At 65.7% G+C, this 13,468-nt stretch carries 20 protein-coding genes; 11 read left to right on the top strand and 9 right to left on the bottom strand.

What is annotated here, in order from left to right:
• From AC0KS4_RS04590 to AC0KS4_RS04570, 5 genes are all read left to right on the top strand, one after another.
• The gene (locus tag AC0KS4_RS04590) at window positions 1-309 is read left to right on the top strand and encodes a hypothetical protein (RefSeq protein ID WP_238958070.1); all 309 of its coding nucleotides are present in this window, start codon (window positions 1-3) and stop codon (window positions 307-309) included.
• A 32-nt stretch (window positions 310-341) separates the two neighbouring features.
• Window positions 342-530 carry a hypothetical protein gene (locus AC0KS4_RS04585; protein ID WP_238958376.1) on the top strand — a complete coding sequence of 63 codons (189 nt, stop codon included), beginning with the start codon at window positions 342-344 and terminating at the stop codon, window positions 528-530.
• Window positions 531-676: 146 nt separating this feature from the next.
• Window positions 677-1,066 carry a hypothetical protein gene (locus AC0KS4_RS04580; RefSeq protein ID WP_238958071.1) on the top strand — a complete coding sequence of 130 codons (390 nt, stop codon included), beginning with the start codon at window positions 677-679 and terminating at the stop codon, window positions 1,064-1,066.
• A gap of 192 nt (window positions 1,067-1,258) precedes the next feature.
• Window positions 1,259-1,423 carry a hypothetical protein gene (locus tag AC0KS4_RS04575; protein WP_238958072.1) on the top strand — a complete coding sequence of 55 codons (165 nt, stop codon included), beginning with the start codon at window positions 1,259-1,261 and terminating at the stop codon, window positions 1,421-1,423.
• 320 nt (window positions 1,424-1,743) lie between these two features.
• A complete protein-coding gene (locus AC0KS4_RS04570; protein WP_238958073.1) occupies window positions 1,744-2,526 on the top strand; it encodes a DUF2971 domain-containing protein in 783 nt (260 codons plus the stop codon).
• Between the two features lie 118 nt (window positions 2,527-2,644).
• Here AC0KS4_RS04570 and AC0KS4_RS04565 read toward each other — a convergent pair whose 3' ends face one another.
• The 3 genes from AC0KS4_RS04565 to AC0KS4_RS04555 all read right to left on the bottom strand — a co-directional run bounded on the left by AC0KS4_RS04565 (window position 2,645) and on the right by AC0KS4_RS04555 (window position 3,913).
• Window positions 2,645-2,974: a hypothetical protein gene (locus AC0KS4_RS04565; RefSeq protein WP_238958074.1), complete on the bottom strand. Its 330-nt coding sequence runs from the start codon at window positions 2,972-2,974 to the stop codon at window positions 2,645-2,647.
• Window positions 2,975-3,092: 118 nt separating this feature from the next.
• The gene (locus tag AC0KS4_RS04560; RefSeq protein WP_238958075.1) at window positions 3,093-3,278 is read right to left on the bottom strand and encodes a helix-turn-helix domain-containing protein; all 186 of its coding nucleotides are present in this window, start codon (window positions 3,276-3,278) and stop codon (window positions 3,093-3,095) included.
• Window positions 3,279-3,550: 272 nt separating this feature from the next.
• A complete protein-coding gene (locus AC0KS4_RS04555; RefSeq protein ID WP_472408496.1) occupies window positions 3,551-3,913 on the bottom strand; it encodes a hypothetical protein in 363 nt (120 codons plus the stop codon).
• A 298-nt stretch (window positions 3,914-4,211) separates the two neighbouring features.
• On the opposite strand from AC0KS4_RS04555, the gene AC0KS4_RS04550 reads away from it, so the two are divergent.
• Entirely contained in the window at window positions 4,212-5,384 is a 1,173-nt protein-coding gene (locus AC0KS4_RS04550) for a Fic family protein (RefSeq protein ID WP_238958077.1), read from the top strand.
• 66 nt (window positions 5,385-5,450) lie between these two features.
• Here the strand turns inward: AC0KS4_RS04550 and AC0KS4_RS04545 are convergent, their stop codons facing one another.
• Window positions 5,451-5,756, bottom strand: a complete 306-nt coding sequence (locus AC0KS4_RS04545) for a hypothetical protein (protein WP_238958078.1) — start codon at window positions 5,754-5,756, stop codon at window positions 5,451-5,453.
• 185 nt (window positions 5,757-5,941) lie between these two features.
• Here AC0KS4_RS04545 and AC0KS4_RS04540 point away from each other — a divergent pair, with 185 nt between their 5' ends.
• A complete protein-coding gene (locus AC0KS4_RS04540) occupies window positions 5,942-6,613 on the top strand; it encodes a VldE C-terminal domain-containing protein (RefSeq protein ID WP_374109658.1) in 672 nt (223 codons plus the stop codon).
• A gap of 15 nt (window positions 6,614-6,628) precedes the next feature.
• On the opposite strand, the gene AC0KS4_RS04535 is transcribed toward AC0KS4_RS04540, so the two are convergent.
• Window positions 6,629-7,138, bottom strand: coding sequence for an Rv2253 family sensor-like surface protein (locus tag AC0KS4_RS04535; RefSeq protein ID WP_275254816.1), 510 nt, complete (start codon window positions 7,136-7,138; stop codon window positions 6,629-6,631).
• Between the two features lie 76 nt (window positions 7,139-7,214).
• Window positions 7,215-7,694 carry an NUDIX domain-containing protein gene (locus AC0KS4_RS04530; protein WP_238958377.1) on the bottom strand — a complete coding sequence of 160 codons (480 nt, stop codon included), beginning with the start codon at window positions 7,692-7,694 and terminating at the stop codon, window positions 7,215-7,217.
• A 108-nt stretch (window positions 7,695-7,802) separates the two neighbouring features.
• On the opposite strand from AC0KS4_RS04530, the gene AC0KS4_RS04525 reads away from it, so the two are divergent.
• Complete coding sequence (locus tag AC0KS4_RS04525; protein WP_067176198.1) at window positions 7,803-8,174, top strand: nuclear transport factor 2 family protein; 372 nt, start codon at window positions 7,803-7,805, stop codon at window positions 8,172-8,174.
• Window positions 8,175-8,434: 260 nt separating this feature from the next.
• A complete protein-coding gene (locus AC0KS4_RS04520; RefSeq protein WP_238958080.1) occupies window positions 8,435-10,162 on the top strand; it encodes an NAD-binding protein in 1,728 nt (575 codons plus the stop codon).
• A 16-nt stretch (window positions 10,163-10,178) separates the two neighbouring features.
• Here the strand turns inward: AC0KS4_RS04520 and AC0KS4_RS04515 are convergent, their stop codons facing one another.
• On the bottom strand, window positions 10,179-11,051 hold the full coding sequence (locus AC0KS4_RS04515; RefSeq protein ID WP_238958081.1) for a tetratricopeptide repeat protein: 873 nt from the start codon (window positions 11,049-11,051) through the stop codon (window positions 10,179-10,181).
• Between the two features lie 55 nt (window positions 11,052-11,106).
• Window positions 11,107-11,985 carry an LLM class flavin-dependent oxidoreductase gene (locus AC0KS4_RS04510; protein WP_238958378.1) on the bottom strand — a complete coding sequence of 293 codons (879 nt, stop codon included), beginning with the start codon at window positions 11,983-11,985 and terminating at the stop codon, window positions 11,107-11,109.
• A gap of 66 nt (window positions 11,986-12,051) precedes the next feature.
• Here AC0KS4_RS04510 and AC0KS4_RS04505 point away from each other — a divergent pair, with 66 nt between their 5' ends.
• Window positions 12,052-12,465: a VOC family protein gene (locus tag AC0KS4_RS04505; protein WP_238958082.1), complete on the top strand. Its 414-nt coding sequence runs from the start codon at window positions 12,052-12,054 to the stop codon at window positions 12,463-12,465.
• A 57-nt stretch (window positions 12,466-12,522) separates the two neighbouring features.
• On the top strand, window positions 12,523-12,912 hold the full coding sequence (locus AC0KS4_RS04500) for a VOC family protein (RefSeq protein WP_238958083.1): 390 nt from the start codon (window positions 12,523-12,525) through the stop codon (window positions 12,910-12,912).
• A 17-nt stretch (window positions 12,913-12,929) separates the two neighbouring features.
• On the opposite strand, the gene AC0KS4_RS04495 is transcribed toward AC0KS4_RS04500, so the two are convergent.
• Window positions 12,930-13,415, bottom strand: a complete 486-nt coding sequence (locus AC0KS4_RS04495) for an Rrf2 family transcriptional regulator (protein WP_008254753.1) — start codon at window positions 13,413-13,415, stop codon at window positions 12,930-12,932.
• Window positions 13,416-13,468: the final 53 nt, after the last annotated feature.

The raw sequence follows: 13,468 nt of genomic DNA, 5'->3' as shown, positions 1-13,468 counted from the left end.
TTGACGGTCGGGGTAGCCCTCGAGATTTCTGCGGCAGTCATTGTTGTCGGGGTTCTGGTCGTCGGGATGGTGCGCCTTCTCGTTCGGAGCGATCTGGACGCGGCCGAAGAATGGAAACGCTTGGTGCCCTTCATTTCTCTTGGATGCGGCCTCTTCGTGATCGTCGCCGGGTGGTACAGCTCCACCGGCGTGGTAGCGACGTCGGAAATCATCGCCGGGGCGGTAATGGCCGGCAACGCCGCGTACCTGGCCATACAAAACCGCTGGCGGCAGCTACCGGCCAAACGCGAAGCGCCCGTGAAGGATTAGACGACGTGAATAAATCGGGTGACCATCGGGGCCTGCCCCCCTTCCTGTACGGTCCAGCGTTCTACACAGGGCTGGCCGTGCTAGTCCTTGCCCTGTTCGTGCTCAACGTCTGCACCCACGGCACGACGCTGGGCCTCATCAGTACCGGAGGCCTAGCGGTGTTGATGGGGTACCTCGCCTACCGAGCCTGGTTCGGCAAGCGCCGCACCAACCAGCAATAGACCCACAACGCAACGTAGCTGCGTTTCGCAACCTCGGCGGGGCGCTGTCTGTGACATCCGTATGAGGGCGTCGATTCCCGCCCGCGCGGGAGCCGCGCATTGGTACCGTGAGCCGTTTCCCATCGCCCTACCCGGAGGTGCCGTACATGCTGTCTGAACAGCAGCGCGCGAGCGCTCGCGACCAGGAGCTGATGAGGATGGTGGCGCATGGCGGCCGCGTTGAGACACGGACATCGACTTCGGCGATCGTGACCACGGGCAAGCCCGTCAACCACATTCTGCACCTGCTGATAACCGTGCTCTTGGTCGGCTTCTGGTTGCCGGTATGGATCATCATGGCCGTCAACGGCGGCGAGAAACGCACCACCGTCAGCGTTGACGAAAACGGCAATGTGCAACGCACAAACCGGCCGCCGGCGTCGCCGACCGCGAATTGGCTCGGCCGCATGTCGGAGAACGAGGCGACCCTGGTCGTCATTGGCGCACTGGTCGGCGGTTGCATGCTTCTCGGCTTCATCGTGAGCCTATTCCACTGACCAATCCCACCCAACATCCAAAGGAACGCAACGCAATTGACCAACTCGCGAGATGCGCGACAGCCCCTGACGATGCGGGCCGCCACCATCTCCGAGCCTGCCGCAACGATTTTCACCAAGTTTGCCCGATAAGTGCCCGGACAGGGGTACGGCGTGCCAGCATCGGGCGCAACGACCACCCGGGAGAACAGCATGACCCCAGCAGTGCAACTCGCCGTCATCGCGCTCATCGCCTGCGCGGTATGCGTGGCGCTTCTCGTCGCCGCCCAGCGGCAGATCACCAAACTGCGGGAACGGGCGGACGGCTGGCGCGACATCGCCATCCAGTTCGCCGCCGAACTGGGCGGAGGGCACTGAAACGGCCGTGTGCGCATCGCTGCGTTCAGACACGGGGCGATTCCCGTAGGGACGCCAACCTACGGTTTACCTCGGCCGAATAAACTCATGCCCCTATGACTACCGGCCGGCCGAACTTCATCCAGACATTCCCAATCTCGGCTCTATTCGACCCCCGGGTATTCGCCAGACAGCTGAGCGCCCGGGGGAACCACCCGAAAATTCTCTACCACTAGACCAGCGAGGCAGGGCTGAAGGGAATTGTGAGCCCGCCGTCGTGGGACTTTAACAGTTCCGCGCTCGATCGGGCTGCACAGTTGTGGGCGTCCGACGTGAGGTACATGAACGACGTGAAAGAGCTGCTGTTCGGAGCCGTGCCGCTGGTGCAGCGGCTCCGTGCGGCCGCCACTGACTCGGTCACGCCGACGGGGTTAATACCCACCCTTACTTGGCTCGCAGACGTATTCAGCAACGAGGACGTTCTCAGCTGGGACTTGAAGTGTTACGCGGCGTCGCTGACTGAGGCGGGTGACCAAATGACCCAATGGCAGAGCTACGCAGGTGGGACCGGTGGTTACGCGATTGGTTTTTCGTGGGATGCAGTAGCCGAGCACTCCTTCGCATTTCATCCAGGGACAACGGTCGCAGGCACCACCCCGTTTCCATCCGGTCTGCGCCGGGTGTCATACGACAACCAAAACGCCGCGGCAGTAGCGGATGATGTTGTCAGCTGGCTGCGGGATACCTATGCACAACCCGGGGTTGTGCGCATGATGGTAGAGGGCGGCTACATCGGACAGATGTTCCTAGCAACAGTTGTATTAGGCCAACTCGCGTCGGTCAAGCACGGCGCGTGGAGCCACGAACGAGAGTGGCGACTGGTCGCAGTGAGCGAGCCACAGTACCCGGCCAAAACTCGGAACGGCCCCGGCGGGAAGGATCTTCCGTATCTCGACATGGCGGTGAACATGAACGACACGGATGTTCCGACGACAATCGCGAAGCTTGTCGTCGGCCCCGGTTCAGATCAACCGAGCCGAATCGAGATGGCACGAGGATTGCTGGAAGAACGTGGCCATGACCCTAATGTCGTTGTCGGGTCAGACGCCCCGCTCCGAGGGTGACGCGACGCCGCACACCCGCACACCCGCGGCCGCCTGGCCTCCAACGCAGCGATCCGCCGCTCGAGGTCCGCGACCCGCCGACGAAGCGACCACCACCGCGGCCACGACACCCAGCGCATCACAGGTCCATGAAATCAACTGGGGCGTACCAGCCCTCGCGGACCGCCAGCTCGGTCAGCTTCCGCTCCCCGCGGAACCCGGGCACCAGGAACCGTTCACGGCTGCCGCAGAACGCCGGCCACGACGACATGCGCTCCCCATCCAGCCGCCTCGGCGCCCCGCCGTTCGCAGCCTCCCAGCCGTCCAGGAAGTTCGCGACCGCGGAGCACGAATCATCCACAACACCGGCGTGTTTCGCGTACCGCAGGCAGTGGACGGCCCGAAACCAGTCACCCGAGTCGTCGTAATCCGACACCGGTTGCGCGGCCGGCACCCGTAGGCGCGCCATCAGCGCCGCCCCCCGTTATGCCCAGCGGCGCGCACCGCGGTGAGCGGCCTATCGGCCACCGTGTCCCAATTACCACCCTCCCCGACGTGGCGCCATCGCCGCGCCGGCCCCGGCGGGCTCACGCCGCACCGCCGACAGGTGCGCCCATAGCGTCGAGGTCGGAGACTTTGATGCGGATTAGTTTTGGCCCACAGCGCCTGCCGATCAGTGCGCCCGACGCCAGCCACCGCCGTATCGTCGCGGGGTGCACTCCCTTGTATTCGGCCGCCTCGGCGGGGCTGAGTTCGGTTCTTGTGGAGGTCATTTTCGGCTCCTCGTGCGGATCAACTTGCAATCGCACGGCTAAGCACAGCGAACGAACGCGCGCAAATGTCGACGATTAGCAATTAGACGTTACTGCAGCATATTTCGGTGTCGCTTATTGCTGTCAGCAAAAAGTGTCGCCTAGAAACTTAGGTCCAGTTAGCTGTACTTAGGGCACCGTTGAACACAGGCGCAGACAAACGCGCACGCTGTAGTGGTTGTCAATTGCAAACTTGCTGACAAAAATCATCGGGTCCAGAGTTCGAAACCCTTCTAGTGTCGCCTGGACGATTTTGCTGGCGGCTCAGCAAGTTTCGACAACGCGACGGCCACCTCAGCGTCGCGGCCCGCCGCGATCGACTGATACCGCAGACTCGCCTTCGCCGTGGAATGTCCGAGGCGGTCCATTGTTTCGCGGAGGTTGCCTACCCTCGCCGCCGACGTGCCGGCGAAGTGTCGCAAGTCGTGGATCGTCGGCCGGGGCAGCTTCTCGCCGTCGCGGCCGATGCGGTCCAGCGCGGGCACGAAGTAGCTATCGCGGAACACCTTGCCGTCGAGGTGGCAGCCGCCGCGCGCCGGCGACCACAACAGCGAGTCGGCAGACTCACCGACATGGTTCGCCAGGTGGTCCTTCAACGCCACCCGAATGTGCGGCGGCACCACGACAGTGCGGCCCTTGCCGCTCTTGGGAGTGTCGATTCTGCATACGCCTTCGCGACGGGTAGTGCCGCGAGAGATCGTAATAGTAGTGTCACCGCACTTCAGGCATGGTTTTGCTGAGGTGTGATTCGACTTCGTCGCCGCTGTCAAGCTCGGCACAACAATTGCGCTAAGGCGCCGAGATCGCACGCGCTTGACGCACCAGATCTGTTAAGTGACGTCTACCACCACCATTGACTTCACTTAACCGCGCAAGTGAGGTTAACTGGGACCAATGACTTCACTTCAGCCGGTCACTCACGAACATGTTCGTTGGGAACCACAGGGGACGCGGTATGCGAACGCGGCGCGGCCGAAGTACGGCACGTACCACCCGGCAGTGCCGGCCAACGTTGCCGACCTGATCCTGGACTTGCCGCCGTCCGTGTTGGCGGAGGCCGAATCCGCCAGCCGCGAGATCACGCGTTTTGACGCCGAGCTCGGAGGCGAGATCGCACCATTTGCCGCCGTTTTGATGCGGTCGGAATCCGCCGCCAGCTCGCAAATCGAAAACCTGACCGCATCGTCTCGAGCCATCGCCGAGGCCGAGCTGCCCGGCGGCAAGGCGAAGAGAAACGCCGAAATGATCGTCGCCAACACGGCCGCGATGCAAGCAGCGATCGCCCTGTCCGACACTGTTGACTCCAACGCCATTTTGGCGATGCACCGTGCATTGATGGCCAACGAGCCGCGCCATACCCCAGGCGAATTCCGCACCGAGCCGGTATGGATCGGCGGTGGATCCACTCCCATCGGCGCGACATTCGTCGGGCCGCGCCACGAGCGAATCCCCGGGGCCATTGATGACCTGCTCACGTTCGCGCAGCGCGCCGATGTCCCCGCGCTGCCGCAGATCGCAGTGGTCCATGCGCAGTTCGAGACCATTCACCCGTTTACCGACGGAAACGGACGCACGGGCCGGGCACTGGTGCAAGCCATGCTGCGCAACAAAGGTTTGACCCACCAGGTGACGGTCCCGGTCTCGGCAGGGCTGCTGGCCGACACCGACTCCTACTTCGCCGCTCTCACCGCGTACCGCGACGGTGATGCCGCCCCGATTGTCGAGCGCTTCTCCAACGCCAGCGTCCTGGCTATCGCGAACGGGCGTCAGCTGGTCGTCGAGATTCGCGGGATCCGGGAGAGCTGGAACGATGTGATCACCGCGCGGTCCGACTCGGCGGTGTGGAAGGTCGCCGATTTGTTGCCCCGCCGCCCGGTCGTCAACGCTGCGCTCCTGGCGCAGGAGCTCGGCATCGAATCCACCAACGCTCACCGCTACCTCAACCCGCTCACCGAGGCGGGAATCCTTGTCGAAACGGCCAGTGGACCCCGCAACCGAGTGTGGCGTTCTCCTGAAGTGCTGGCCGCGCTCGACGCATTCGCCGAGCGGGCCGGGCGGCGAGGCTGACTTCTCTCACGAGGTATTGCACTGCGCAACAACGTTATAGCGTGCGCGGTTAACCAGCTCAGGTCGTCAGTTGTCGGAGTCCTCTGACCCGTTGGACTTGTCGGATCCGTCGGAGTCCTCCGACCCGTCGGACTTATCGGACTTCTCCGAGTCCTCGGATTCCTCGGATTCCTCGGCCTCCTTGGCCTTGTCGGAATCCTTCGCCTCGTCGAGCTTGTCCGCATACTTGGTCAGCAGCCCGGCTAGGTCGCGGGCCTCCTCAGCGGCCAACGAATCCTCGAAGAGGCGCTCGTCGCTGTCAGAGATACGTTCGACGTAGACCGCGGCATCCTTGATTCCGACGTCCCATCGGCCTCCCTCGTGACGAACCATGTGATGCCGCCTTTCGACCGGTGACTCGCTCTCGAACGTGAACTCCGCGCGCTAGTGCGTTGTTTACCCACTTCTGCCGTCGCCGAGACGGTCATTTGCTTGAACGACGCTTCGCACGCCAGTCTTCTGAAAACCTCGCCCCACAGGTCACAGACAACGTTAAGCTGCTGGTCGTGGGGGCGAAGGTGTTCGCTAAGGGCAGTGGCCGATGGCTGGCGATCGCGGCGTCGCTCGTCGTCTCCGCCGCCATGATCCACGCCCAGGGCACCAAGCCGCGGTGCTGCGTCGAGACCCCGGCAGCGACCCCCACCACCTCCACCGCGGCGACTCCGCCACCCGGCGCGCCGCGCACCGCCAGTCCGGCCGAGCTGGAGGCGCTGACCGCGCTGGCGCCCCCCGCGCCTTCCGCCGGTCAGCAATTCCAGCTCCCGCTACCCCGCGGCGTCGCGTCCGAGGATCGGCTGCAGGTCAAGACCATCTGGGCGGCCCGTGCCATCGGCGTGCTCTTCCCCCAGATCAAGACCATCTACGGGTATCGGGAAGACCCGCTGCCGTGGCATCCCAAGGGGTTGGCGATCGACGTGATGATCCCGAACTTCCACACCCCGGAGGGCATCGAGCTCGGCAATCAGATCGCCGGGTATGCGCTGGCAAATGCGAAGCGGTGGGGAATCAACCACGTCATCTGGCGGCAGAAGATCTACCCGGGCGTCGGCGGGGGAAACTGGATGGCCGACTTGGGCTCAGAAACCGCCGACCACTACGACCACGTTCACATCGCCACCGACGGTGGTGGCTATCCCACCGGTCACGAGATTTATTACATCGCCTCCATGACCAGCGCGCCGCCGGACTGATCGACGGCGTCTTCGTCAGCCCCGCTCGGCGGCAAACGCCGCCACCGGCATCTCGACGGTCCCGCCGCACGGGCCGCCGTTGATGTCGGTGTGCCAGAGCCCGCGCAACGATCCGTCCGCCTGCGGTGTGTAGAAGGCCCAGGATCGCGCCGGGGCCCACACCTTCGCAGCGCTGTCTCCCATATAGCAATCCCACTGGAAGTCGAAGCGCTCCACCCATTTCGCCCCATCCCAGGTGTAATGCGACGGCTGGGGAAGGGTCGGATTCTTGGGCGTGGGGCCGTTGGTGGCGGTGGCCACGCACGTGCCCGACGAGCATGCGGTGGTGAAGACGTAGTCGGCGCTGAACGTGGGTTCGGCTTGCGTCGCGGCGACGCTGGTGCCGGATTTGCCGGCCGCATACCGCACCAGTGAATATTTGCCGTTCCACGACGGCGACACCGCGTGCGCGCCGACAGCGGGTGTACCGGCGACCGAGGCAGTCACGGCAGTGAGCACCGCAACTACCCGAAACCTCGGCCGCATTGGTCAATGGTGGGTGTCCGATGACGCAGTGCGATCTCGGCGAGGACACGATCACGGTGTTGCGCGACGTCGGTCCTCAGCGCAAGAGGAACAGGCCGTAGGCGGCGATCGACTGCGAGTCAGCGATGACTCCCCCGCGAATCATCTGCTCGACCTCGTCGCGCGCGAACCACGCGCTGCGCATGTCCTGCTCCTCGTGTTCGCGGTCGGCTTCGCCCTCGATGATCCCCGTGGCCAGAAACACCCGGCCGCGCTGACTGGTCATCCCCGGAGCCACGTCGAGCTCGCCGAGCACCTCGAACGTCGTTGCGCGCAATCCGGTTTCCTCGCGCAGCTCACGCTCGGCCAACTCGGCCGGTGCGGCGTCGGCCAGGCCTGGAGCGGTGCCTTGCGGAAACTCCCAACGACGCTCCCCGATGGGGTAGCGAAACTGCTCGACCAACCGGAAGCGGTGCCCGTCATAGGGCATCACAAGCGCGTACGCCGGCTTGTCGACGACCCCGTAGAGGCCCGTGCTGCCGTCCGGGCGGCGGATGTCATCCTCGCGCAGCACCATCCACGGATTCCGGTAGACCTCGCGGCTCGCGAGGCATTCGATAAAAGTCACGCCGCCAGTATCGCCGCCATACCGCACCTGAAGCGCGAGGGAGTAGCGTCCGAATCCATGCCGTCCCCAGAAGCCATCACCGAGACCGTCAATCGCTACCTGGCGCTGGTCGCCACGGGCACCGCCGACGACATCGTGACCCTGTACGCTGCCGACGCCACCATCGAGGATCCGATCGGAGCCGACATTCGCCGCGGGCACGACGCCATCCGCGGCTTCTATGCCGGTTTCCAAGACGCCAAGAAAGACACCGAACTCGCCGAATTGCGGGTCTCTGGCAGCGAAGCCGCCTTCCTCTGGCACCTCACGCTGGACGCCGGTGACAGCCGCACCCGGATCTCGCCCATCTCGACGATGTCCTTCGACGCGGACGCCAAGATCACGTCGATGCGGGCGTTTTGGTCACCTGCGGACGTTCAGGTTTTGTAACTAACCTGGCCAATTCCGTTGGCGGACGGCTCAACTCGGAAGCGGGCGGTGATCGCGCGTGCCCGTGGCCGCCGCCGTGGCGTGGCGGCCACCCAATTCAATTCGCGCTCGAGCACATGTCGCACTGGCGTCAATCGACACGGTGCCCGATAGTCGTAGCAACAAGTGAGCGCCAAGTCATCAGAGGTGGGGTTTATGCGTGACGACTCACCACGCCAAAACGACCGCGACTGTGCCGTCACCGTCGCGGCGAAACGTCCATGAGCGCGCGCAGTCACATCATCGTCAGCGGCGACGACGTGCTCGCGACCACGATCGCCACGGAACTGAACCGCGCGGGCGCCACCATCGTCAAACTGCCCAGCGAGGAGCTCGCCGGCGCCGACCTGGCCCGAGCGAGCGCCATCGTCTGCGCCGGGCATGACGACGCGAAGAATCTCGAAAACGCTTTGTTGGCAAGGAAAACGAATCCGGATCTGCGTGTGGTCGCCCGGTTGGGCAACGACGTGCTGCGCGGAGCGGTGGCCGCCGACAACGGTCCCGGCGCCATTCTCGACGTCGCCGACCTGGCGGCGCCGTCGGTCGTCGAGGCCTGCTTGGCGAGCAACACCCACCCGGTCGAGGCGGCCGGCATCAACTTCGTCGTGTCGGGGGCCGAGGCGCCACGCGACGCGACCCTTCGAGAGATCTACGGCGACCTGGCACCGGTGGCCGTGATCCACGGCAAAGACGCCGCCACCCCGGACGAGGTGGTGCCCTGTCCGGGCCGCGACCATCGAGTGCGCGCCGGTGATTGGACCGCCATGATCGGCAGCGCCGACGAGCTGGCCGCGCGCGGCATCAAAACGCCCCAACCGGCCGGGACGCGCTCTCGCCGATCGTGGGTGCGGCGGGCCTCGGACGCCGCGCGCGCCATGCGCGACGACGTGAACCCCATGCTCTTCCCCGCAATGCTGCTCGCGCTCGGCCTGCTGCTCGCATCGACGATCATCGTGCACTTCTCCTACACGAAGCCGCGGCTGTCCTGGTTGGACGCAATGTATTTCACCGCGGAGACCATCACCACGGTGGGATACGGCGAATTCACCTTCGCCCAACAATCCGCGTGGCTACGGATCTTCGCCGTCGCCTTGATGTTCGCCGGCGTGACCACCACCGCGCTGCTCGTCGCCTTCGTGGCGGACTTGCTGCTGTCGCGCCGCGTCCTGCAATCGGCCGGAGTGCGGCGCGCGCGCCACCTGCGCGACCACATCATCGTGGTGGGGCTGGGGTCTTTCGGCAGCCGCGTCGTCGGCGATCTGACCGCGGCCGGATACGACGTCGCGGTGATCGAACGCGACGAGAACAACCGGTTTTTGTCGACCGCGGCCGAACTCGACGTGCCGGTGATCTTCGGGGACGCGACGCTGCGCCAGACGCTGGAGTCGGCCCGCGTCGATCGCGCGCGGGCCGTCGCCGTGCTGACCCAGGACGACATGGTCAACATCGAGATCGGCATCGTGCTGCGCGAGATGCTGGGCCCCCGGGTGATGCCCGAGGTCAACCGGCCCGACGTGCCGATCGTGCTGCGCATCTACGACCGCACCCTCGGCGACGCGGTGGCCAAACGGTTCGGGTTCGAGAACGTCCGGTCGACGGTCGACCTGGCCGCCCCCTGGTTCATCGGCGCCGCGATGGGCCTGCAGGTGCTGGGCACGTTCTCGGTCGGGCAGCGTTCGTTCATGGTCGGCGCCATGCACGTAGCGGCCGGCAGCGAACTCGATGGGCTGCGAATGTTCGAAATGTCCACCCAGACCCGGGTCATCGCGATCACCCGTCGCGATACCCCGGTCGAGCTGCACCCGCGCCGCGACGCCTGGCTTCGCGGCGGCGACACCGTCTACCTGGTCGGGCCGTACCGCGAGCTGCTCGAGACGCTCCGCAAGGGGCAGCCGCACCAGGAGCCTTCCGTCGACGACGAACGCCCGGCGGATAAAGCGGTGACCTGACAGCGGCACATCGAGGTCAGGACGCAGACCAGTCCACCGACCCGTGGGTGTCGGGTTTGTCCGCGCGGCCGCCGTGCCGGGCACACCAGCCGGCCAATTCGTGGCGGGCCGCGACCGTCACCGGATGCTCGTCGCCAAGCACGCGCGCCTCTTCCTCGACCAGCGCCTCCCATGCGGCGACCCCGTCCGTCACGCCGGCCCGGTCCGGGGCCCAGAGCGTGAACATGTGCCGCGCCATGAGCAGGTGAACGTGGTCGCTTCCCAGCTTGTCGCGCAGTTCGCCGATCAACCACTCGAGTTCGGTGACCGCCGCCGGGATGTCACCCGCCCGGCCCCGCCAGATCGCCAGCATCAACCGCGTCCCGAGGGTGTCGGCGTGATCGTCGCCGAGCACCCGGCGCCGTGCCGCGAGCACGTGTTGCCCCTCGGTCATAGCTCCGGCGAAATCACCGGTCTCCCAATGCTTCTCAGCGACCCTCTCGCGGGCCATCAGCGTGCTCTCGTGATCGGCCCCCAGAATGCGCTGTTCGTCGGCGACGAGCTGTGACCATTCGGACAGCGAGGACAGCGGGGATTGTTGGCGACCCGCCAGCAGGTGACGAGCGGTCAAGGTGCTCAGGTGATCGCGACCGAGCACCTCGACGAGATCGGGAATCAGCCCGTCGAGGTCGGCGTAGACCGCGGCGTCCTCGCCCGCCCGCAGCTGCACGGTGGCCAGCGCCACCTTGAGCTCGAGGACGTTGGGATCGCGCTCCCCTAGCGTTGCCCGGCACAGGGTCACCAGCTCGTTGGCCTGCACCGCGGCCCCCGCGAAATCGCCGTTGTTCGCGCACTGCGCCATCAGCCCGGTCATTTCGGCCAGCGGGGCGGGCAACTCCTGCTGCGTCATTCGCTAATGAAAACGCCGCGGCGCCGATGCGGCAATTCACCCTGCGTCGGACGAGCTACAGCCGCGCGGCCACCTCCGCGGCGCGGCGCAGCTGCTCGACATCCGAGCTCGTCGGGATGAGCTGAACCTCGTCGGTGCCGATCTCCTCGAACTGGCGCAAGACCTCCAGCAGCTCGTCCTCGCTGCCGGCCCAGCCGGTCATCGGCGCCATCGCGTCGACGTATTCGGCCGGTATCCAATTCATGTAGCGGCGCAGATGGCGGTGTATCTGGGCGCGGGACTCCTCGGGCGAGCCGAACGCGAACCAAAACGAGGTGATCAGGTGGGGCTTGGGCTTGCCGGCCTGCGCCCAGGCGTCCCGCGTCACGTCGAACAGCTCGTTCTGCTTGGCGACGTCGAGGTCCAGGGTGGTGCCGGCCAGCCCGTCGGCCCACGCCGCGGCGCTGCGGATGGTTTTCGGACCGATGCTGCCCACGAACAGCGGCGGACCGCCGGGCTGCACCGGCGCCGGCCCGACGGGCAGCACCGAGTCGGCGGTCTTTTCCCCCGCCCAGACGCGCTTCATCACGGCCACCCGTTCGGCCATCCCGCGCATCGTCTGCGTGGCCGGGTCGGCGCTGACGGCGTGGTAATCCTCGTGCCGGCCGCCGACCCCGACGCCCACGGTCAGCCGGCCGCCGCTGAGCATGTCGCCGGTCGCCAGACCCTTGGCGAGCATGACCGGGTCGTGCAGTTGCGGCACGATCACGGTCGTCAGCAGCCGCACCCGGCTGGTCCAGGCGGCCAGCGCGCCCAGCAGCGTGAGGTTGTCCGGGTTGTCGAATGCGATGCGCTCGCCCCAGCACAGTGACGAGAACGGTCCGTCGTCGATGGTGCGCGCCCAGGCCTCGAGCACTGTCGCATCCAGGTCTGGTTCCATCACCGGCATGGTCATCGCTATCTGCACGACGGCGATTCTGGCATGTTTAACATACGGCCCATCAGTGGAACCATGGAGCGAGTGGACTTCACCAGCACTTCCATCGCGCATGTCCGGCTGACGGTGACCGATATCGAGCGATCCCGGCAGTTCTACGAGAGCGTGTTCGGCTGGCCGGTGTTGCTCGAGGTCCCCGACAACGCCGACGAATCCACCCGCAATCAGTTGAGCTTTCTGTTCGGCGGTGTCATCTACGACCTCGGCGGCACGCTGCTCGGGCTGCGGCCCGTCGCCGCGGACCGCTTCGACGAGGATCGCGTCGGGCTGGACCACATCGCGTTCCGGCTGACCAGTAGGGTCGAATTGGATTCGGCGGCAGCGCATCTCGATGATCTTGGGGTGGCCCACGAGCCGGTCAAGGACATCGGGCCGTCATACATTCTGGAGTTCCGCGACCCCGACAACATCGCCCTGGAGCTGACCGCGCCGAAGTAGCGCAACGCTCTTTCAGCGTTGTCGCGCAGGGCGACCGGTGGTTGACTGGACAGAACTATGAGCATCAGTTTCAACCACACCCTCGTCGCGTCGCGCGACAAACGAGAATCCGCCGAGTTTCTCACCGAGCTGTTCGGGCTGCCCAGCCCAAAGCCGTTCGGCCACTTCATGGTTGTCGAACTCGAACATGGCGCCAACCTCGACTACGCGGACGCTCCTGACGGCGCGGACATCCCGCGTCAGCACTACGCGTTCCTGGTGTCCGAGCAGGAGTTCGACGCCATCTACGACAAGATCCGGTCGCGCGGCCTGCAGCACTGGGCCGATCCGGGCGCCCAGCGTCCCGGCGAGATCAACCACAACGACGGCGGGCGCGGGGTGTATTTTCTCGACCCGTCCGGCCATGCCATGGAGATTCTCACTCGTCCCTACGGGTCAGCCGGCTGAGCCGCTGAGCGCGTCGCCTAGTCGCCGGTGCGCGCCGAGCCGTGCCGCTGGCTCTCCTGTTTCCGATAGTCATCGGCCAGTTGCGCGACATGCTTGGGCAGGCCACCGGTAGCGACGTCGGCCAGGGTCGTTTGTTCCAGCACGGATCGCATGCTGGCGCGCAGCGCACGCCAGACGTCGGTGAGCGCGGCGGTCGGTCCCGAATACGGCAGGTCGCCGAGGCCGATGTCGCGGACGCTGGCCAGCGGCCCGTCGATGCAGCGCAGCACGTCGGCGATGCTGATGTCGCTGCCAGAGCGGGCCAATTCGTAGCCCCCCTCGCGGCCGCGATGGCTGCGCACGAGCCGGTCGGTGCGCAGGTTGGTCAGGATGTCGACGAGAAATTGCGGCGGGATGCCCTGGGCCTGGGCCAAGTCGTCGGTCTTCACCAGCGTCCCGTCGGACACCGTGGCGAGCTGGATCATCGCCCGCACGGCGTACTCCGCCTTCGCTGACATGCGCACTCTCAGGATTGTGCCATCCAGAGCGTGCATTTCGGTGCAGCCGGGCTGGACCG

The organism is Mycobacterium sp. NTMscope_MAC_12, from assembly GCF_976985675.1.
This window is presented reverse-complemented; position numbering and strand designations above follow the sequence as displayed.